The sequence below is a fragment of the Pseudonocardia nigra genome, from assembly GCF_019396355.1.
GTDB classification, from domain to species: Bacteria; Actinomycetota; Actinomycetes; order Mycobacteriales; family Pseudonocardiaceae; genus Pseudonocardia; species Pseudonocardia nigra.
On record NZ_JAHKRK010000088.1, the window covers coordinates 1 to 18894 of the forward strand.

Consider the following 18894-nt stretch of genomic DNA (forward strand, 5'->3'; position numbering starts at 1 on the left):
TCGCGGTGTCCGGTCGGGCAGCAACGGCTCCAGCCGTGCCCACTCCGCGTCGGTCAAGTCGTGGCGATCAAGCACAGAAGAGATCTACCGCAGCCGACCCGCATGATCCACGGGACACGCTCTAGTCTGCCCCGGTGCTCTCGCCCGCACGGTCGGTGACGCCGCCCGAGCCGGACAGCCCGCAGGAACCGGGTCCCGGCGGCACGGATCACCCACCCGCGTCCACGCCCACGCAGCGGGCGCGACGGGCCGCGTTCCTGTTCGGGCTGATCGCCGCGCTCGCCGCGGTGGCGTTCCCCTTCGCCCCGGTCCAGCAGCCGCACGTCACCTACTCCTGGACGGCGGCCGACGGCCCTGCCGCGATCCCGCTGATGCCCTACCAGCCGGTCGAGCTGACCGTGGAGACTGACTGCGCGACGGCACGTGGTGGTGGCCCGGACGACCGGGTCCTGCTGTCCACCGTCCCGTTGCGGCCCGACCCGGCGGCCGAGCGGCTCTACGGGCTGCGCCTGACCGCGACGGGCGGCGAGGTGCGCGTCGCGAGCGCGGGCGTGGAACTCGGAGTGGTGCCCCTGCCGCGCGGCGCGTGCGCGCTGTCGGTCGTCTCCGACCCCGGGCGCACCGCCGTGCTGGTGGACGGCGAGCCGGTGCTCGTCCGCGACGGTGACGTACGCCCCGACGTGGCGGGTGCGTTCACGGAGGCGCCGTCCGGCGTCGCGCTGGGCCTCACCGCCGACACCCGCTTCCAGACGACGATCTCCCCGCTCAAGGCCGTGATCGGCGGGCTCTGCCTGCTCGGGCTGCTGGCGATGCTCCTGGCGTTGGCCCGGGTGGACCGGGCCGTGCGCGGGCCCGTCCGGCTGCTGCCGCGGCGCTGGTGGCTGCCCCGGCCCGTGGACCTCGCCGTCACCGCGCTGCTCGTCCTGTGGTGGATCGTCGGCGCGATCACCGTCGACGACGGCTACATCGCCGGGATCGTGCGCAACCGGGGCAGCAGCGGGTTCATCGGCAACGTCTACCGCTGGCTGAACGCGCCCGAGGCGCCGTTCAGCTGGTTCTACGACGTCTCCTACGCCTGGTCGCTGATCTCCCCGTCGACGGTGTGGATGCGGCTGCCGTCCACGCTGCTCGGGCTGCTCTGCTGGTGGCTGCTGTCGCGGCTCGTGCTGCCGCGCCTGGGCAGGTTCGCGGCGCGCCGCTCGGCCCCCTGGCTGACGGCCCTCGCGTTCGCGACCTGGTGGATCCCGTTCAACCTCGGGCTGCGCCCCGAGCCGTGGGTGGCGGTCGGTGCGCTCGGGGTGTTCCTCGCCGTCGAGCGCGCCGTGGCCACCCGGAGACTGCTGCCGCTGGCCGTCGGGCTCGTGCTGGCCGGCGTGACCACGGCGTTGACGCCCGCCGGGCTGCTGGCCTTCACCCCGTTCCTCGCCGCCGCGCTGCCCCTGCTGCGCTTGTTGCGCTCCAGGCACGGGCTGCCGCTGGCGGCCGTGCTCCTCGCCGCCCCGGCGTCGGCGGTGCTGCTCATGGTGAGCGACCAGAGCCTCGCCGGGATGCTGGAGGGCACCCGGGTGCGCGCGCTGATCGGCGGTGGGCTCGAGTGGTACCAGGAGTACGCGCGGTACGCCACGCTGCTGGAGGCGGAGTCGTTCCAGGGCGCGATCGGCCGCCGGGCCGCCGTGCTGTTCACACTGCTCGCCGCGGTCGGGGTGCTGTGGACGCTGGGCCGGGGCCGCACCGGCATCGCCACGGGGCCCGCCCGCAGGCTGGTGCTCACGCTCGTCCTCGCGCTCGCGACGCTGACCTTCAGCCCGACCAAGTGGACGCAGCACTTCGGCGACCTGGCGGGCCTCGGCGCGGCCGTTCTGGTGCTCGGCATGGTCGCGTGGTCCGCCGCGCCGCTGCGCGGGCGCCCGCGGGCGCTCGTGGCCGGCCTCGGCGCGCTCACCGTGGTGGGCCCGCTCGTCCTCGCCGGCTACAACGCCTGGCCCTACGCGTCCCACTGGTTCACACCGAGTTTCAGCACGAAGCCGCCGCAGCTCGCGGACGTGCCGGTGGCGACGATCGCGCTGGTGGCGGGCGCGCTGCTCGTGTTCGGGCTGATCGCGCGCTCGGCCTGGCAGCGTGCGGGAGGCGCCACCGCCGTCGCGGCGCCCCGCCGGGTGCCCGCGCCCACCCCGCTGGTGGCCGTCGTGCTCGTGGCGGTGCTCGCGCTGCAGGTGCTCAGCCTGACGCGGGTCGCCCTCACCCACCGCGACAGCTACACGCTCGCCTCCGACGCCGCGGCCATGCTGGCGGGCGAGCCGTGCGGGCTGCAGCGGCTGCTGTCGGTCGAGACCGATCCGGCGGCCGGGATGCTGCCCGTCGCCTCGGGCCCGCCGACCGCCCGCACGCTGCCCGTCGACGTCGGCGGCCGGACGATGCCGGGCGTCGCGATCGCGGGCCGGATGAGCACCGCGTGGTTCCGCCTCGACCCGCAGCAGCGCTCCGGGGCGCTCCCGGTGGTCGTCACGACGTCGGGTGAGACCCGCCCCGGTGACGCGATGTACGTCGAGTTCGGTGCGGACGACGAGGTCGTCGCACGCACCCGCGTCACCCCCGCCGCGCTCGAGCCGCGGGACACCCGCCTGATGGCGCCCGCCGAGGCCGAGACGGTGCGGCTGGTCGTCGACGCGTCCACCGCGGGCTCGCGGTCGCCCGCCGTGGCATCGCTGCCCAGGGTGCCGCGCCTGACTGCGATGACCGAGGTCCTGCCGCCCGGGAGCGCCGCGATCCTCGACTGGCCCGTCGCGTTCCTGCTCCCGTGCCTCACCCCGGAGCCGTTGCCGCTGGGCACCGCGAGCCTCGCGCAGTGGCGGGTCGGCCCACCGGAGGGCGACCCGGCCGCCGGGATCACCTACTCGCCCGGGTTCGCCGGTCCGTTCGCCGCGCCGCGGCTGCTCGTGCGGGAGGAGCGGATGGCCACCTACCTGCAGGGCGACCCGATGCGCGACGCCGCCCAGGTGTACCGCTGGGTGCCCCTGGAGCCGCTCGCCCGTCCCGAGCCGATGGTCACCGAACGGACGGTGGCCGGCTGGCACCGCGACGGCCACGCCAGGGTGCCGGGGCTGGACCGGGTCGGCTGACGGACCGCCCGCTGTCCGCACCCCGGGTTCTTCACCCGCACGGTTGCCAGCACAATGGCACCGACGTACCCATACCCGACCGGAGGACGGCAACCCCGCATGCTTCGCTCAGCGGACAGCACGGACACGACGCCGGGTGACGCACCCGTCGCGACTGAGCGCCCGGCGGCGGAGCCGCGCGACGGCGGCGGACCGGCCCGGCTCGTCGCCCAGCGAGGGCTGTTCTTCGGGCCGTCGGCGCTGGTCCCCGAGGACCTCTACTCGGTCGTGGAGAAGGGCGCCGCCGAGCGGGAGCGGACGCGGGTGACCCTCGCGGCGAACTCGCGCGTCCACACCAACACCTACTTCGGGCGGTTCCACGCCACCTACTGGCAGCGGTGGACCCCCGTGCCCCAGGTCGAGGTGCACGCCGTCCTCTCCGGCACAGGTCGGGTGCGCCTGATGGCCTCCGACACCAACAAGGTGTGGCGCATCGTCGACGCGCAGGACGTGCGCGACGCCGACGCCGCCGCGATCCGGCTGGTCGCCCCGATCGACCGGTTCGTCGACGGCGGCGGCATGTGGCTGGAGATCACCACCGAGACCGGCGAGCTGACCGTCGCCGACGTCCGGTGGACCGTCGCCACCAGCAGGCCCGTGCCCCGCACCGACGTGGTGATCTGCAGCTACAACCGCGTCGACGACTGTCTCAACACCCTCCAGGCGATGGCGGCCGATCCGGTGGCGCTCGGGCACGTCGGCACCGTCTACGTCGTCGACCAGGGCAGTGACCGGCTGGAGTCCCGGCCCCGGTTCGCCGAGGTGGCGGGCGAGCTGGGTGAGCGGCTGCGGTACCTGCGCCAGCCGAACCTCGGCGGGGCGGGCGGGTTCACCCGCGGGCTCTTCGAGGCCACCGCGGCCGAGCCGGAGGAGCAGTCCGACGTCCTGCTGATGGACGACGACGTGCTGCTCGAGCCGGAGATCCTCATCCGGCTCACCGGGTTCGCGGCCTGCACCTCGCACCCGACGATCGTCGGCGGGCAGATGCTCAACCTGCTGCACCCCGGGCACCTGCACATCTCGGCCGAGTACGCCGACCCCGAACTGCTGCAGGTCGGCATGCCGATGCCCGGCGCGCTGCGCGAGGCGTACCTGCTCGGCACCGACGAGCGGCAGCTCCCGATCAACCAGGAGCGGCGGGTCGACACCGAGTACAACGGCTGGTGGTCGTGCCTGATCCCGGCGGCGATCGTGCGCGCGATCGGCTACCCGCTGCCGCTGTTCTTCCAGTGGGACGACATCGAGTTCGGGTACCGGGCGCGGGCGCACGGCTTCCCGACGGTCGCCCTGCCCGGCGCCGGCGTCTGGCACGCCGACTTCGGGTGGAAGGACTGGGACGAGTGGCACCGATACTTCAACATGCGCAACGGCCTCATCACGGCGGCGCTGCACACCGACTTCTCGGTCAAGCGGATCACCCGCAGGCTCGGGCAGCTGCTGTCGCAGTACCTCGTCGCGATGCACTACGGGCTGTCGGCCACGCTCCTGCAGGCCGTGGAGGACTTCCTCGACGGCCCGGAGGTGCTGCAGGACGGTTCGGCGGCCGCGGCCGCGGAGATCCGGCGGATCCGGGCCGCGTACCCCGAGACCGTCGTCCACCCGATGTCGGAGCTGCCCACCGCCATCGGGGACTTCCGGGAGGCGCAGGTCGTCCGCGCCGCGAACCCGCCCGGAAACGAGCGCCTGACCTGGCTCAAGCGGGCCGTCTACCACGCCGCCGGCCGGTCGGTGCACCGCTCCGGCTTCATCCCGGCCGGTGACGCGCACTGGTGGCACGTGTCCACCTTCGAGCGCGCCATCGTCGCCGACATGTCCGAGCAGGGCTACCGGGTGCGCACCCGCGACCGCGAGCGGGCGGTGGAGCTGGCCAAGCGCGGGGTGCGGACGTTCCGCCGGTTCGTCACCGAGGGCCCCGCGGTGGCGCAGCGCTACCGCGCGGAGATGGGCAGGCTCACGAGCCGGGCGAACTGGGCGCGGCTGTACGGGGTGGACGAGCGGCCGGACGTGACCGACGGGAAGTAGCCCGGCGGCCGCGTCCACCTCGTTGCAGCAAAGCCACTTTCATGCAACGTGACTGCGTGAAAGTGGCTTTGCTGCAACCCGGGCGGCAGCGGGTACTCGGCCCCGCCGCGCCCGGGGTCAGGAGCGGTCGAAGACCTCGCGCTTCCACGCCTCGCGGCTGGTGAGCTCCGCCTGCGCGGCCCGGTAGCGGCGTCGCAGCTCCGGCCAGGCCTTGACGACGTCCCGGTGCTGCGCGATCGCCCGCTTCAGCATCGACCGGAACATCTCGGGGTCGCGCCGCCGGAACGTGACGCCGCGCCCGTCGGGCGTGGAGACCGTGGCGGAGTCCAGCCGCGAGAGCACGAACCACAGCGCCTGCCGCGACGGGACGTTGCGCTGCGGCACGACCTGGTGCGCCGGGTCGGGCGCGCGCAGGTTGTGCACGACGCTGCGGGCGAGGCCCTTGGCGATCGCCACCTTGCCGATCGGCGGCTCCGGGAACACCTGCGCCGCGAGGGCGTCGAGGTCGGACAGCGGCACCTGGGTGGCCGAGTCGAGCGGCCGCCCGTCGTCGTACTCGGCGCGCTTCGCCCGGATGTCCCCGAGCACCGTGGGCAGCGTGGGGAACAGCCGCTCCGGGCCTGCGAGGAAGTCGCGCAGCGCCATCTCCTGCAGCGCCACCGCCGAGTACTCCATGAGCAGCAGGTGCCGCAACGTGCGCTTCAGCGTGTCGAGCAGCAGCGCACGCGGGTTGTCCGGCCCGTGCAGAGCGGCGGCGACGAACCGGTTGCGGTAGTGGAAGTACGCCTGCCAGTCGCTCGTGTCGTCCTTCTCCAGGAACGACATGTGCCAGATCGCGATGCCCGGCACGGTGGCCGTCCGGTAGCCCTTCGCGCGGGCGCGCAGGCCGTACTCGGCGTCGTCCCACTTGATGAACAGCGGCAGCGGCAGCCCGAGGTCCTCGGCGACGGAGCGCGGGATCAGGCACATCCACCAGGCGTTGTAGTCGACGTCGGTGCGCCGGTGCAGCCACGGCGTCTGGCGCAGCGAGCGGTCGGCGAGGTCGTGGTGCGGCTCGGTGCCAGGGGCGTTGCGCCACAGGAACGCGTTGCGGTCGACGACCTCGCCCATGGTCGACAGCTGCGAACGCGCCTGCAGCGACAGCATCTGCCCGCCGACCAGCATCGACTCTCGCGAGTAGCGGGAGAACGCGACGGCCCGCAGCACCGAGTCGGGCTCCAGCAGGATGTCGTCGTCCATGTAGAGGATCTGCTCGCAGTCGGTGTGCTCGAGCGCCTCGTACATGATGCGGGCGTAGCCGCCGGAACCGCCGAGGTTCGGCTGGTCGACGATGCGCAGCTTGTCGCCGAGCACGGCGGCGGCCTGCTCGAAACCGGGCTCGTCGCGCACCTTCTTCGTGCCCTGGTCCGGCACGATCACCGCGGTGACGGCCTCGAGGACCAGCGGGTCCTCGCCGATCGCGGTGAGGGTGGCGACGCAGTCGGCGGGCCGGTTGAACGTGGGCGTCCCGATGGTCACCGCGGCGCGGCCTCTGGGCTCCTCCGCGGCGTACCAGCCGCCGGAGTGCAGCGTCAGCTCGTCGGAGTCGGTGGTGAGGTCGAACCAGTACCAGCCCCCGTCCTCGAACGGGCGAAGGTCCAGGTCGAGGTCCAGGTCCTGCCGGCCTGGCGCGGCGAGCACGACGCCTCGCACGAAGATCGGCGAGCCGTCGGCCTTGGTGCGGTAGACGTCGACGCGGCCGGAACCCTCCAAGGTCAGGCGCAGGTGCACCTCGGTGAGCCGGCTCCAGTGCCGCCAGTAGCCCGCGGCGAAGGCATTGAAGTAGGCACCGAACGACACCTCGCTCTGCTCGGGCAGCACCGCGGACGTGCGTGAGGTGGCGCGCAGCCGCCGCGAGCTGACGGCCGAGCCGGTGAGGCTGACCGACGGTGCCGGCGGGGCACCGATCGGGGCGGGCACGGTGTTCAGCCGGATCCCGGTGCCCTCGTCCATGTAGAGCGAGCGGACGCTCATCGGGTCGCCGGAGCGCGGCAGGATCACCCGCTGGAGCAGGTTGCCCGCCGCGGGGTGCTGCGAGGCGCCGGGGCACGGCGACGGCGACGGGCGGGTCGGCGTCTCGGAGATCGTCATCGAGGGAGGTTTCCTCTGTGGTCGAGGGCTCGGGCCGGATCGGCGGCGCTTCCGTGCGCACACGGACTCCGAGGGTAGCGACGGCGGCGGGTTCACCCGTTGGGCGGGCCCGTGCATGCTCGGACGCACCGCGTCTGCCGTGGTGGCATCCGGGTGACGGCCCGCGGATGTCCGGGGGCGACGGCGACCGCGTGGTCTACTGCTGGGCATGCCGTCCGCGCCGCCGCCCTCGCCGGGCGGGCCGCGGCCGCTGCGGCGGCTCGTCGTCCCGGTGTTCCTGCCGGCCGCGGTCTTCGGCGTCGGGCAGGGCGCGTCGGCCCCGGTGGTGGCGTTGCAGGCCCGCGAGCTCGGCGCGTCGATCTGGGTCGCCGGGCTGATCGTCGCTCTGCTCGGGTTGGGCCAGGTGCTCGGTGACCTCCCCGCCGGGCAGGTCGTCGCGCGCATCGGCGAGCGGCGCGCCGTGCTGCTGGGCAGCGCGGTCGGGGCCGTGGGCGTCGCGCTCAGCCTGTTCTCGTGGTCGCCCGTCGTCCTCGGGGTGGGCGTGGCGTTGTTCGGCGTCGCCAGCGCGGTGTGGGGTCTCGCCCGGCAGTCCTACGTCGTCGACGCCGTGCCGCCCGGGATGCGGGCCAGGGCGCTGTCGGCGATGGCGAGCCTGTCCCGGCTCGGGTTCCTGATCGGGCCGTTCCTCGGGGCGGGCGTGGTGTCCCTGGTCGGGCCGCGGGGCGGCTTCGTGGTGCAGCTCGTGGCCGTGCTGGTCGCCGGTGCGCTGATGGCCGCCATGCCCGATGTCACGGCCCGCGCGCCCGGCGCCCCGCAGGCGCGGTCCCTGCGCGCCTGCGTCGCCGCGCACCGGAAGGTGCTCGGCACGCTCGGTGCCGCCACCATGCTGATGGGGGCGGCCAGGGCCTCGCGCACCGCCGTCCTGCCGCTCTGGGCCGAGCACATCGGCCTGGACCCCGTCACCACCAGCCTGCTCTTCGGTCTGGGCGCCGCGCTCGACGTCGCGCTGTCCTACCCGGCCGGCCGGTGGATGGACCTGCGTGGGCGCCGCTCGCTCGCCGCCGCCTCGCTGGTGGGGTTCACCGCGGCGCACCTGGTGCTGCCGCTGGCGGGCGGCGTCGTCGCGCTCGGGGCCGTCTCCGCCCTGATGGGTGTGGCGAACGGGCTCGGCAACGGCCTGATCATGACGATCGGCACCGACGCGGCCCCCGACGACGCGCGCGCCGAGTTCCTGGGGGCGTGGCGGCTGTGCCACGACCTCGGCATGCTTGGCGGACCGCTGCTGATCGGGGCGGTGAGCGGCGCGGCCACGCTTGGCGCGGCCGCGCTGGTGATGGGCGGGCTCTCCGCGGTGGGGGCGGGCGGGATGGCCCGCTGGGTGCCGCGGCGCCGGGCGGGTCAGTCCTCGGACTCGGTGCCCGACAGCGCCCGGCCGTCGGCGAAGTAGGGCGCGACGCGGTTGTCGAACATCGTCAGCGCCGAACCGATCGCCATGTGCATGTCGAGGTACTTGTAGGTGCCCAGGCGCCCGCCGAACAGCACGTTGGAGTTGGCCGTCTCCTTGCGCGCGAGGTCGCGGTAGCGCTGCAGCTTGACCCGGTCCTCCGGCGTGTTGATCGGGTAGTACGGCTCGTCGCCGGACTCGGCGAACCGCGAGTACTCCCGCACGATCACGGTCTTGTCGGCCGGGTAGTCGCGCTCGGGGTGGAAGTGCCGGAACTCGTGGATCCGGGTGAACGGCACGTCCTCGTCGTTGTAGTTCATCACCGACGTGCCCTGGAAGTCGCCAGTGTCGTGCAGGACCTCCTGCTCGAAATCCAGCGTGCGCCAGCCGAGCTCGCCCTCGGAGTAGTCGAAGTAGCGGTCCAGCGGCCCGGTGTAGACGGTGGGCGTGCCCGCCGGGATCTGGTCGCGCACCGCGAAGTAGTCGGTGTCGAGCCGCACCTCGATGTTCGGGTGGTCGGCCATCTTCTCCAGCCACGCGGTGTACCCGTCGACCGGCAGACCCTCGAACGTGTCGTTGAAGTACCGGTTGTTGAACGTGTAGCGCACCGGCAGCCGCGTGATGATCGACGGGTCGAGCTTCGTCGGGTCGGTCTGCCACTGCTTGGCGGTGTAGCCCTTCACGAACGCCTCGTAGAGCGGGCGCCCGACCAGCGAGATCGCCTTCTCCTCGAGGTTCTTCGCGTCCTTCGTGTCGATCTCGCCTGCCTGCTCGGCGATGAGCGCGCGCGCCTCGTCGGGCGTGTGCGACTTCCCGAAGAACTGGTTGATCAGCGCCAGGTTCATCGGGAACGCGTAGACCTGGTCATCGACGCGGGCGAACACGCGGTGCTGGTAGTTCGTGAACTCCGTGAAGCGGTTGACGTACTCCCACACCCGCTCGTTCGACGTGTGGAACAGGTGGGCGCCGTAGCGGTGGATCTCGATGCCGGTCTCCGGCTCCGGCTCCGAGTACGCATTGCCGCCGATGTGCGAGCGCCGCTCGAGCACCAGAACGCGCTTGTCCAGCTCGGCGGCGGCCCGTTCGGCCACCGTGAGACCGAAGAAGCCCGAGCCGACAACGACGAGGTCGTATCCCGCGAAGCTCACGGCTGCCGAGGGTAGCGGCGGTGCTCGTTCCCGCGGTCGCCACCCCGGCCCCTACGATCGCCCACGAGCCCGCCAAGGGCCGAGGACAGTGCGGATCGCGCGAGGGAAGACCAATGAGCGCGGGGCCGAATTTCAGTGCGGCCCACGACCGAGCCGCTATGGCTCCCCAGATCTTCCGTAGATCCTAGACGTAAACCGCGGCTGCCAGCGTCGCCACCCATACCAGCGCCAGCACCTGCAGCACCCGGTCGCCCAGCGCGATCTCCTCGGGCTCGCCGCCGTTGCCCGAGTCGACGTCCACGGAGTAGCGCAGCACCGCGATCACGAACGGGACGATCGAGATCACCGACCACACCGTGTTGTGCGACACCGCGCCGATGTCGAACGCCCACAGGCAGTAGTTCATGATCAGCACGGTGGCCGACAGGGCCCACACGAACCGCAGGTACGACGCCGAGTAGCTCTCCAGCGACTTGCGGATCTTCGCGCCGGTGCGCTCTGCGAGCATCATCTCCGCGTACCGCTTGCCCGCCACCATGAACAGCGAGCCGAAGCCCGCCACCAGCAGGAACCACTGCGACAGCGGGATGTCGGTGGCCGCGCCGCCCGCGATCGCGCGGAGCAGGAAGCCGGACGCGACGATGCAGATGTCGAGCACCGGCTGGTGCTTGAGCCAGAAGCAGTAGGACAGCTGCACCGCGACGTACACGGCCAGCACGACCACCAGCTCGACGCTGGCCACGAGGCTCAGCGCGAGCGAGCCGAGCAGCAGGACGACCGCGACCGCCATCGCCAGCCGCGGCGAGACGATCCCCGCGGCGATCGGCCGGTTGCGCTTCGTCGGGTGCGCCCGGTCGGCCGCGACGTCCTTGGCGTCGTTGACCAGGTAGATGCCGGACGCTGCGAGCGAGAACGCCACGAACGCGACCGCGAGGTCGAGGGCGATCCCGTCGCGCAGGATGTCGCCCGCGACGAACGGCGCCGCGAGCACCAGGACGTTCTTCACCCACTGTCGCGGGCGCATCGTCTTGAGCACGCCGCGGGCGACGCCCACCGGGGTGCGGGACGGCACGGGCCGCTCGGTCGGCACGTCGGTGCTGGTCATCGGTTCCCCTTCCGCGAGGCCCGGCGAGCGAGCGCGGCCACGGCGGCCCCGAGCAGGGACCCCGCGACGACGTCGCTCGGGTAGTGCACGCCCAGCACCATGCGGGACAGCGCCATCGGCGGCACCAGCGCCGCCACCAGCGGCTTGCGCAGGAGGCGGCCGTACAGGACCGCGGCGGCCGTGGTGGACGTGGCGTGCGCCGAGGGGAAGCTGAGCCGGCTCGGGGTGCCCACCAGCACCTTCACTCGCGGGTCCTCGGGCCGGGGCCTGCGCACCACGCGCTTCACGCCGACGGAGGCGCCGTGCGCCACCGCGACGCCCGCCGCCGCCGTGAGCCACTCGCGCCTGCGCCCGCGGTCGACGAGCGCGGCGACGGCGCCGAACACCAGCCAGCCGGCGGCGTGCTCGCCGAACAGGGACATCCCGCGCGCGACCCGGACCACCGGCGGCGTACCGATCGTCTGCTGCACGGCGCTCAGGACGCGCAGCTCGGCGGTGGCGGGCGGAACCTCGATGGTGCCGTCCGGTTCGAAGATCGGCGCGGCGGGCGGGCCGGGGCGGTCGAGGAGCTCGGCCACGATGAAGGGCCTCCAGTACGGCGTGGCGGGCCACGGCCCGCGCCGGTCGGTGGGGCGGCGTGCGGGACCGGCCCGCAGCCGTACATGCGTTGCGTGTCGGCCGCAGATGCTACGCGCGGTCACGGGACGTAGCCGGGTGCGGTGCCCCGGCACGCCGCTCCCGGACCTCAGAACCAGCGTTCGAGCACGAGCGCCAGGCCGTCCTCGCCGTTGCTCGCCGTGACCTCGTCGGCCACCTCGAGCAGCGCCGGGTGGGCGTTGCCCATCGCCACGCCGTGGCCGGCCCAGCGCAGCATCTCCAGGTCGTTGGGCATGTCCCCGAAGGCGATCACGTCGGCGGCCTCCACCCCGTGCTGCTGGGCCACCTCGGCGAGCCCGGTGGCCTTCGTGACGCTGGGCGGGGAGATCTCCACCAGCCCGCGCGGGTGCGAGAACGTCAGGTCGGCCGCGTCGCCGACGACGGGGGCGAGCGCGGCGACCATGGCATCGCTGGACAGCCGGGGGCTGCGGACCAGCAGCTTCACCGCGGGCCGGGACAGCAGCTCGGAGCGCGGCGCCACGTCGTTGTCGGCATCGGGCCAGGCGTGCCGGTAGTCGGGCTCCGCCACGAACTGCGCGCCCGCGCCGTCGAACGCCCTGCTGCCCACCCGCTCCACGGCCAGCCCGCAGCCCGGCAGGGCTGTCGCGGCCGCCTCGGCGAGATCAGCGAGCGTGGCCGGGTCGAGGGTGCGCGCCCACACGACCTCGTCGGTGACGGCGTCGTAGAGCACGCTGCCGTTCGCGCACACCGCGAGCCGGCCGACGCCCAGCTGGGCGACGACCGGCGGGATCCACCGGGGCGGGCGCCCCGTGACGAGCACGAACCCGGCGCCCGCCTCGACGAGCCTGCCGATCACGGCGGCGGCCCGCGGCGACACGCGCTCGTCGGGGTCGAGCAAGGTGCCGTCCACATCCGTGGCGACCAGTCGGGGAGCCTGCACCCCACCAGCGTACGGACCGCCCGGTTCCCGCCCGCGAGGTTGCAGCAAAGCCACTTTGACGCAAGCAGGTTGCATGAAAGTGGCTTTGCTGCAATCAGGTCAGCCGGCGTCCAGCTCCGCCCGCAGCCGGGCGACGCCGCCGCGGATCATGTCGCCGTAGCCGCCGGGCGGCAGGTCCGGCAGCGCCGCCTCGGCCGCACCGAGGTGTTCCAGCGCCGCCGCGCGGTCCCCCAGCTTCGCGTGACAGGCGGCGACGTTGAGGTGCAGGGACGGGAGGAAGCCGCGCACCTGCAACCCGTCGTGGTGGCGCTGCACGCGCTCGTCGCTCAGCCCTTCGACCGCACGCAGCGCCCGCAGGTCCCACTCCAGCTCGTCGCGCGGGTCGTCCTGCACGTCGGCCGCGAAGTGCGCCAGCGTCACGACGTGCAGGGCGTCCCCCGACGCGGCCACCTCGTTCCAGAGCGCGGCGAACGCCTCCCGCGCTCCCACCCGGTCGCCCGCGACCGCCCGCTCCTGGACGGCGCCGATCCGCTCCATGACCCCGTCCACCGCCGTCACAGCCGCACCGGCATCAGCATCGAGATCGAACGCTCCGAGACCGACCAGACCATCAGCGGGGTGATCGGACCGTCCAGGGAGAGCACGAGCTGGCCCTCGCCGCCCGCTTCCAGCGCCTCGAACAGGAACTCCCGGTTGACGCCGATGCCCTCGTCCCCGGCGTCGACGGTGATCCCGCCGTCGGTGTCGTGGTCGAGCATGACCACCTCGTACTCCGCACCGTCGGACTCCCGCCGCATCGTCCGCGTCGGCGCGGCCGCGAGCGCCGTTCGGAGCGCGTCGTCCACGAGGACCCGCCGCGGCATGTCGGTCGGCAGCAGCCTGCGGTAGTCCGGGAAGGCATCCGGGATCAGCGCGGCGTCGAACACCTCGTCGCCGGCCCGGGCCGTGATCGTCGAGCCGTCGATCGTGAACGACACCGTCCCGGTGCCGGGGATGCGGTCGGCGAACCCGGCCGGGACGACGACGGCCGCCGGGGGGCCGTCCAGCGCGACGACCGGGGCGGGCGAGAGCGCGAGGCGGTAGCGGTCGGTCGCGACGAGCGTGACGGCCTCGCGCTCGATGTCCAGCAGGACACCGCCCAGCACGGGCAGCTCGGGGTCGGCGCCGACGGCGAACCGGACGGCGCGCAGCGCCTCTACGAACGCGGGGCCACGGACGGTGACGGTGGTCGGGGACACGGGGTGCTCCTCCGGTGCGAGCAGGGACGGGACGGAGGAGAGCGCGCGGCGGGCGTCCGCCAGCCCCTGCTCGAGGCGACGCAGGTGGGCCGTCAGCAGCACGTCGACGGCGGCGGCGTCGTGGCGCACGGCCAGCACCTCGCGGATGCCGGCGAGCGGCATCCCGACCCGGCGCAGGGTCGCGACGAGCCGGGCGACGACGAGCTGGTCGGCTGCGTAGAAGCGGTACCCCGTGCGGGGGTCGACGTGCGCCGGGCTGAGCACCCCGGCGCCGTCGTAGAACCGCAGCGCGCTGACCGTCAGCCCGCTCTCCCGGGACATCCGCCCGATGCCGTAGTCAGCACCCACCGCCGGCCGTCCCCCCGTGCGAGCTCTCCATGGCACCGACCCTCGTGTCTCGACATGGTCGAGGGTCAAGCCGCTCAGACGTGGATGACCTCGAGGCCCCCGATGCCCTCGACGGGACCGAAGTCGTCGTCCTGGGTGACGACGGGGAGCCCACGCGCCGCCGCGCTCGCCGCGATCCACAGGTCGTTCACGTTCAGTCGCCGGCCCGTCTCTGCGAGGTGCACCCGCATGCGCGCCCACATCAGGGCGGTCGACTCGTCGATGCCGATCAGCTCGATGTCGGCCGCTCGGTTGAAGGTGCCCAGACGACGCGCCCTGGTGTCGACATCGCCTGCTGCGAGGACACCTGCCTCCAGCTCCGCGTAGGTGATGACCGAGATGACGTTGTCTTCCGGGATCCGCGACTCGTCCAGCGGTCGCCCGCTCTCCGCCGCGATGAACACACTCGTGTCCAGCAGGCCCGTCATCGGATCGGGCCGAGATCATCAGTGGTGTCGCCGGCCAGCCGGGCGAGGTCCGCGCGGAGACCCGCGTCGGCCTGCCCCTGGCGCAGCCGGGCCACCAGCTCGTCCCGTCGGATCGGGGACCGCCGGGTCCGCTGCACGGGCACCAGCTCGGCCACCGGCCTGCCGTTCACTGTGATGGTCACCCGCTCACCGGCCTGAACCCGCCGGAGCACGCCGGCAGTGTCGTTGCGCAGCTCGCGGGACGCCACTTCCCCTGCCATGCCTACGACCGTAGCACCAGCGTAGGCCACGGGAGTGCGCCGACGGGGCGGGGATCAGAGGATCGCCACCGCCACCACGAGCCCCAGCGCGAGGTGCGCGGCCGCGACCACGAACACCTGCGGGCGCAGCCGGTCGGCGGCGAGCACCGCGCCGATGTCGATGCCGGTGACCCACTCGAGCAGCCGCACCCCGCCGACCTGCGCGATGATCCCGACCAGCCCGAACACCAGCGCGGTGAGCAGCCCCTCGGTGAGCGACCCCGACACGGTCGAGATGGCGGTCACCACGATGAACGCCATGCTCACCATTCCCGCGGCGGTGACGGCGACCGCGCCCGGCAGCCCGTCGCGGACCATCCGGTTGAGCTTGCCGGGTGTGGTCACGTCGACCGCGTAGAACCCGAGCAGCATCAGCAGCACGCCCAGCACGGCGTAGAGCAGGATCGCGCCGATGCCGCGGCCGAGTACAGCGGGGAAACCCGGGTCGATCAGTGCGGCGCTGGTGGCGGCGGGGGGCACGGCGCTCCTCGGGATCGGGAACTACACGACGCGGTGGGGGACGGACGCCGCACGGCCCTCCCCGGCCGTCTCGCGGATGCCCAGCCCCGCGGCCCCGTCGCCGACGATCCAGACCCCCAGTGCCGGACGGTAGCCGTCGAAGTCCGGCAGCGGGTCGACGAGCTGGTGGACGTCCCCCTGCTCGCCCGGCACTCCACCCGACCGGGGCTTGCTGACGTACTCGGTGAGCGGGCCGGGCGCGTCGAGGAAGGCGGGCAGCAGGTTCGGGTGGCCGGGGTACATCTCCCACAGCACGGCGAGCAGGGCGGGGGCCGCCACCAGCACCTTCCACAGCGGCTCCACCCACACCGTCCCGGGCAGGCCGCCCACCGCCGCGCGGCCGCGCCCGTCCGCGAGCACGGCCGCCCACGGATCGGCCTTGCACACCACGGCGCCCGTCGCGGGCGCGTCCGAGCCGGCGGCGGGCTCCAGCCCGGCCTCGATCGCGGTGGCGCGCAGGTAGTCGTCACCGGCCACGTGCACGACGGCGCCGCTCGCGCGGTCGCCGATCTCGGCCCAGCGCTCCACGAGCCGCTCGTGGACGGAGTTCCACTGGTCGTCGGCGGGGTGGGCGTCCATCAGCCAGCGCCGCTGCCGGATCGCGGCCTCCGGCAGGCCGTCCGGGGTGTCGGCGGTGTAGTCGAGCAGCTTCGCCGGGCCGTGGCCATCGTAGCGGAGGTCGAGCCTGCCGCGCAGGTGGGGGTCCCGGCGCCGCCACGACGCCGCGACGGCCTCCCACGACCACTCCGGCAGCCCGAAGTCGGCGAACCGCTGCGCGTCGACGACGTGCCTGACCGCCTCGAGGCACATCGCGTGGAGCACCTCGGCGTCGGCCTCGAGCGCGGCGACCTCGTCCCGGGACAGCACGTAGTACGCGGATGCGTGAGCGGAGTGACCGGGCTCTCCCGTACGACGCTCCATCGGCGACCAGCGCCCCCTCGACTGCCGTCATCGGCCGTTCACAGGCCCACCCCGTGCGGGGAACCGTACCGGCGGCATCTCGACGCGCAAATGCTGACGCTCGCCGCCCCGCGACGACCGATGGCCGCGCGGACGCAGCCCGACCCGTCGGTGTCCCGACAGGTAACGGCATGATGACGGCCGACATGGACCGACTCACCGCGAAGGCCGGCGTTCCCCAGCGCGCCGGCCGCCACGGCGCTCCCCGCCCGTCGTATGGCTCCCCGGCACCTCCGGCCACCCCGGCCGGCGACGGCTCCCCCGGGCCCCGACCCGTGCGCCGCATCGTCACGGGCGTGCTCGTGGGCGCCCTGACGATGTTCGGCGTCGCCACGCTGGACGCCTTCGCCGGCGCCACCGTCCCCGTGCTCGGGTCGTTCGCCGCGCTCCCCGCGCCACCGGACGTGCCGGAGGTCGTCGAGATGCCGGCGCCACCCGCCACGCCGGGCACGTGCCTCACCTGGTCGCGACCGGACGCGGCCGACACCGAGGTCGTCGACTGCGGGCAGCCGCACCTGTTCGAACAGGCCGGGTCGGTCCTGCTGACCGATCGGATCGAGCTCCCCGACGACCGGGAGTGGCGCCAGATCGTCGACGAGCGGTGCGAGCCGGTCGTGCTCGAGTACCTCGGCGGCAAGTTCGACCCCGACGGCCGCTACCGCATCGGCGCGCTCAAGCCCTCGCCGATGAAGTGGGCGGAGGGCGACCGCGAGCTGCGGTGCGGCCTCCAGAGCGCCTCCCGGTCCGGGGCGCTGTACCAGCTGTCCGGCCGCGTCGCCGAGTCCGACCAGGCGTCCGTGCACGAGGCGGGCACCTGCCTCGCCATCGACGGCCGGACGATCGGCGACCCCGTCGACTGCGCCGGCCCGCACGCGGTCGAGACGGTCGGCATCGTCGACCTCTCCGCGCAGTTCCCCGAGGCGTACCCGCAGGTGAGCGACCAGGACGCGTTCCTTCAGCCGGAGTGCAAGCGGATCGCCGACGAGTACGCGGGTGGGCCCGAGGTGATCGCCGAGAAGGATCTCACCGTCTACTGGGACAACCTCAGCGAGGAGTCCTGGAACGCCGGCACCCGCAAGGTCAACTGCAACCTCGCGGCGCTGCTGCCCGACCGCAGCGGGTTCGCCCCGGTCACCGGGCCGGTGCGTGGCGACGTCGTGGTGGGCGAGACGCCCGCCCCGCCCGCCACCAACACGCCGGAGCCCGGCGTACCCGCCCCGAGCACCACCGCCCCCGCGCCCACGCCCACCGGCACGCCCCCCGTCGAACCGACGCCCACCCAGACGGGCGAGCCGCCGGCCGGGGACGAGGAACCGGGCGACGCCCCGGACTCCCCTTCGCCCGAGCCGCCGGACGCGGACGAGGGGAACGAGCCTCCGCCGCCGGTCGCCCCAGAGCTGCCGGTGCCCACCGAGGAGAACTGACACCCTCGGCGGCATGGACATGACCCGCCGGCGGTTCGAGGAGCTCGTGGCGGACGCGCTCGACACGATCCCGCCCGAGCTCACGAGCGCGATGGACAACGTCGTGGTCCTCGTGGAGGACCGCAACACCGAGGAGCCCGAGCTGCTCGGGCTGTACGAGGGCGTGGCCCTGACCGAACGCAGCACCTCCTACGGAGGGGTGCTGCCGGACCGGATCACGATCTACCAGGACGCCATCCTCGACGTGTGCGCCGATGCCGACGAGGTGGTACACGAGGTCGCGATCACCGTGGTGCACGAGGTCGCCCACCACTTCGGCATCGACGAGGAGACGCTGCACGAGCTGGGCTGGGGCTGAGGCCGTTCCGGGCGTAAGCAAGGTGGCAATGCTGCCGCCCAGTGACAGTATTGCCACCTTGCCGGCACGTGGACGGGGCGGCGGCGGTCAGTCCGTCGTGCCGCCCGCCGTGACGTCGCCCTCCACCGGTGGGGCGGCATCCCAGTGCTCCAGCTCCCACCCGTCCACGACCGAGCGCAGAACGACCAGCCCGGTGTTGGGCACGTACTGCGTCTCGGCGGTGTCCCCGAGCAGCGCGGCGGCCGCGAGCCGGATCGCCGCGCCGTGGCTGACGAGCACCACGGTGTCGGCGGCGCCGTCGACGACCTTCTCGACGGCGGGCACGAACCGCGCCCGCAGGTCGGCCGCCGACTCCCCGCCGGGGAGGCGCGCGTCGAGGTCGCCCTGCCACCACGCCGTGTAGACGACGTCGAACTCCTCGCGGGCCTCGTGGTCGTGCCGGCCCTCGAGGTCGCCGACGAAGATCTCGTGCACGCCGTCGAGGACCTGCACGTCGAGCGCGTGCGCGGCCGCGACCGGCGCCGCGGTCTGCTGGGCCCTGGTCGCGCGCGAGGCGTACACCGCGATGACCGGCTCCGGGGCAAGCCGCTCGCCGAGCGCCGCGGCCTGGGAGTGCCCCAGCGCGTTGAGCGGTGCGCCGGGCGGGAGGGTGTCGAGCTCGCGGCGCACGTTGGCGTCGGTCTGCCCGTGGCGGGCGAGGACGAGCCGCAGCGGTC

Annotated in this window: 17 protein-coding genes; 5 read left to right on the top strand and 12 right to left on the bottom strand. The window is 73.6% G+C overall.

Annotated features, from left to right (window positions below; genetic code table 11):
• Positions 1 to 134: 134 nt before the first annotated feature.
• The gene (locus tag KME75_RS21175; RefSeq protein ID WP_308282953.1) at positions 135 to 3119 is read left to right on the top strand and encodes an arabinosyltransferase domain-containing protein; all 2985 of its coding nucleotides are present in this window, start codon (positions 135 to 137) and stop codon (positions 3117 to 3119) included.
• 99 nt (positions 3120 to 3218) lie between these two features.
• On the top strand, positions 3219 to 5180 hold the full coding sequence (locus KME75_RS21180; RefSeq protein WP_219416612.1) for a glycosyltransferase: 1962 nt from the start codon (positions 3219 to 3221) through the stop codon (positions 5178 to 5180).
• Between the two features lie 117 nt (positions 5181 to 5297).
• Here the strand turns inward: KME75_RS21180 and KME75_RS21185 are convergent, their stop codons facing one another.
• Positions 5298 to 7310 carry a glycosyltransferase gene (locus tag KME75_RS21185; protein ID WP_219416613.1) on the bottom strand — a complete coding sequence of 671 codons (2013 nt, stop codon included), beginning with the start codon at positions 7308 to 7310 and terminating at the stop codon, positions 5298 to 5300.
• Positions 7311 to 7518: 208 nt separating this feature from the next.
• Between KME75_RS21185 and KME75_RS21190 the strand changes: the two genes are divergently transcribed.
• Positions 7519 to 8757 (top strand): MFS transporter, encoded by a 1239-nt coding sequence (locus KME75_RS21190; RefSeq protein WP_219416614.1) that lies wholly within the window; start codon positions 7519 to 7521, stop codon positions 8755 to 8757.
• Here KME75_RS21190 and glf read toward each other — a convergent pair.
• The 10 genes from glf to KME75_RS21240 form a co-directional block, all read right to left on the bottom strand.
• Positions 8709 to 9902, bottom strand: a complete 1194-nt coding sequence (gene glf / locus KME75_RS21195; protein ID WP_219416615.1) for a UDP-galactopyranose mutase — start codon at positions 9900 to 9902, stop codon at positions 8709 to 8711. The two genes, KME75_RS21190 and glf, sit on opposite strands and share 49 nt — an antisense overlap.
• Positions 9903 to 10086: 184 nt before the next feature.
• On the bottom strand, positions 10087 to 11007 hold the full coding sequence (locus KME75_RS21200) for a decaprenyl-phosphate phosphoribosyltransferase (RefSeq protein ID WP_219416616.1): 921 nt from the start codon (positions 11005 to 11007) through the stop codon (positions 10087 to 10089).
• A complete protein-coding gene (locus KME75_RS21205; protein WP_308282954.1) occupies positions 11004 to 11585 on the bottom strand; it encodes a phosphatase PAP2 family protein in 582 nt (193 codons plus the stop codon). The genes KME75_RS21200 and KME75_RS21205 overlap by 4 nt, the downstream gene beginning before the upstream one ends.
• A gap of 167 nt (positions 11586 to 11752) precedes the next feature.
• Entirely contained in the window at positions 11753 to 12565 is an 813-nt protein-coding gene (locus KME75_RS21210; RefSeq protein ID WP_308282955.1) for an HAD family hydrolase, read from the bottom strand.
• Positions 12566 to 12664: 99 nt separating this feature from the next.
• Positions 12665 to 13123, bottom strand: a complete 459-nt coding sequence (locus KME75_RS21215) for a hypothetical protein (RefSeq protein ID WP_219416618.1) — start codon at positions 13121 to 13123, stop codon at positions 12665 to 12667.
• The gene (locus KME75_RS21220) at positions 13120 to 14151 is read right to left on the bottom strand and encodes a DNA polymerase III subunit beta family protein (RefSeq protein ID WP_219416619.1); all 1032 of its coding nucleotides are present in this window, start codon (positions 14149 to 14151) and stop codon (positions 13120 to 13122) included. Before KME75_RS21220 ends, KME75_RS21215 begins: the two co-directional genes overlap by 4 nt.
• Before the next feature lie 74 nt (positions 14152 to 14225).
• The gene (locus KME75_RS21225; protein ID WP_219416620.1) at positions 14226 to 14618 is read right to left on the bottom strand and encodes a type II toxin-antitoxin system VapC family toxin; all 393 of its coding nucleotides are present in this window, start codon (positions 14616 to 14618) and stop codon (positions 14226 to 14228) included.
• Positions 14615 to 14878 carry a type II toxin-antitoxin system Phd/YefM family antitoxin gene (locus KME75_RS21230; RefSeq protein ID WP_219416621.1) on the bottom strand — a complete coding sequence of 88 codons (264 nt, stop codon included), beginning with the start codon at positions 14876 to 14878 and terminating at the stop codon, positions 14615 to 14617. The genes KME75_RS21225 and KME75_RS21230 overlap by 4 nt, the downstream gene beginning before the upstream one ends.
• A 54-nt stretch (positions 14879 to 14932) precedes the next feature.
• Positions 14933 to 15397: a DUF350 domain-containing protein gene (locus KME75_RS21235; RefSeq protein ID WP_219416622.1), complete on the bottom strand. Its 465-nt coding sequence runs from the start codon at positions 15395 to 15397 to the stop codon at positions 14933 to 14935.
• A gap of 21 nt (positions 15398 to 15418) precedes the next feature.
• Complete coding sequence (locus tag KME75_RS21240) at positions 15419 to 16357, bottom strand: glutathionylspermidine synthase family protein (RefSeq protein WP_219416623.1); 939 nt, start codon at positions 16355 to 16357, stop codon at positions 15419 to 15421.
• A gap of 170 nt (positions 16358 to 16527) precedes the next feature.
• On the opposite strand from KME75_RS21240, the gene KME75_RS21245 reads away from it, so the two are divergent.
• Positions 16528 to 17820 (top strand): septum formation family protein, encoded by a 1293-nt coding sequence (locus KME75_RS21245; protein ID WP_219416624.1) that lies wholly within the window; start codon positions 16528 to 16530, stop codon positions 17818 to 17820.
• Positions 17821 to 17833: 13 nt separating this feature from the next.
• Entirely contained in the window at positions 17834 to 18178 is a 345-nt protein-coding gene (locus tag KME75_RS21250; protein WP_219416625.1) for a metallopeptidase family protein, read from the top strand.
• Between the two features lie 87 nt (positions 18179 to 18265).
• On the opposite strand, the gene KME75_RS21255 is transcribed toward KME75_RS21250, so the two are convergent.
• On the bottom strand, positions 18266 to 18889 hold the full coding sequence (locus KME75_RS21255; RefSeq protein WP_219416637.1) for a histidine phosphatase family protein: 624 nt from the start codon (positions 18887 to 18889) through the stop codon (positions 18266 to 18268).
• Between the last annotated feature and the right edge of the window lie 5 nt (positions 18890 to 18894).

Excerpts from the sequence above, each read along its gene's own strand:
- KME75_RS21180 (WP_219416612.1), top strand. The coding sequence starts at position 3,219 with ATGCTTCGCTCAGCGGACAGCACGGACACGACGCCGGGTGACGCACCC.
- KME75_RS21185 (WP_219416613.1), bottom strand. The coding sequence starts at position 7,310 with ATGACGATCTCCGAGACGCCGACCCGCCCGTCGCCGTCGCCGTGCCCC.
- KME75_RS21190 (WP_219416614.1), top strand. The coding sequence starts at position 7,519 with ATGCCGTCCGCGCCGCCGCCCTCGCCGGGCGGGCCGCGGCCGCTGCGG.
- KME75_RS21200 (WP_219416616.1), bottom strand. The coding sequence starts at position 11,007 with ATGACCAGCACCGACGTGCCGACCGAGCGGCCCGTGCCGTCCCGCACC.
- KME75_RS21225 (WP_219416620.1), bottom strand. The coding sequence starts at position 14,618 with ATGACGGGCCTGCTGGACACGAGTGTGTTCATCGCGGCGGAGAGCGGG.
- KME75_RS21230 (WP_219416621.1), bottom strand. The coding sequence starts at position 14,878 with ATGGCAGGGGAAGTGGCGTCCCGCGAGCTGCGCAACGACACTGCCGGC.
- KME75_RS21240 (WP_219416623.1), bottom strand. The coding sequence starts at position 16,357 with ATGGAGCGTCGTACGGGAGAGCCCGGTCACTCCGCTCACGCATCCGCG.
- KME75_RS21245 (WP_219416624.1), top strand. The coding sequence starts at position 16,528 with ATGATGACGGCCGACATGGACCGACTCACCGCGAAGGCCGGCGTTCCC.
- KME75_RS21250 (WP_219416625.1), top strand. The coding sequence starts at position 17,834 with ATGGACATGACCCGCCGGCGGTTCGAGGAGCTCGTGGCGGACGCGCTC.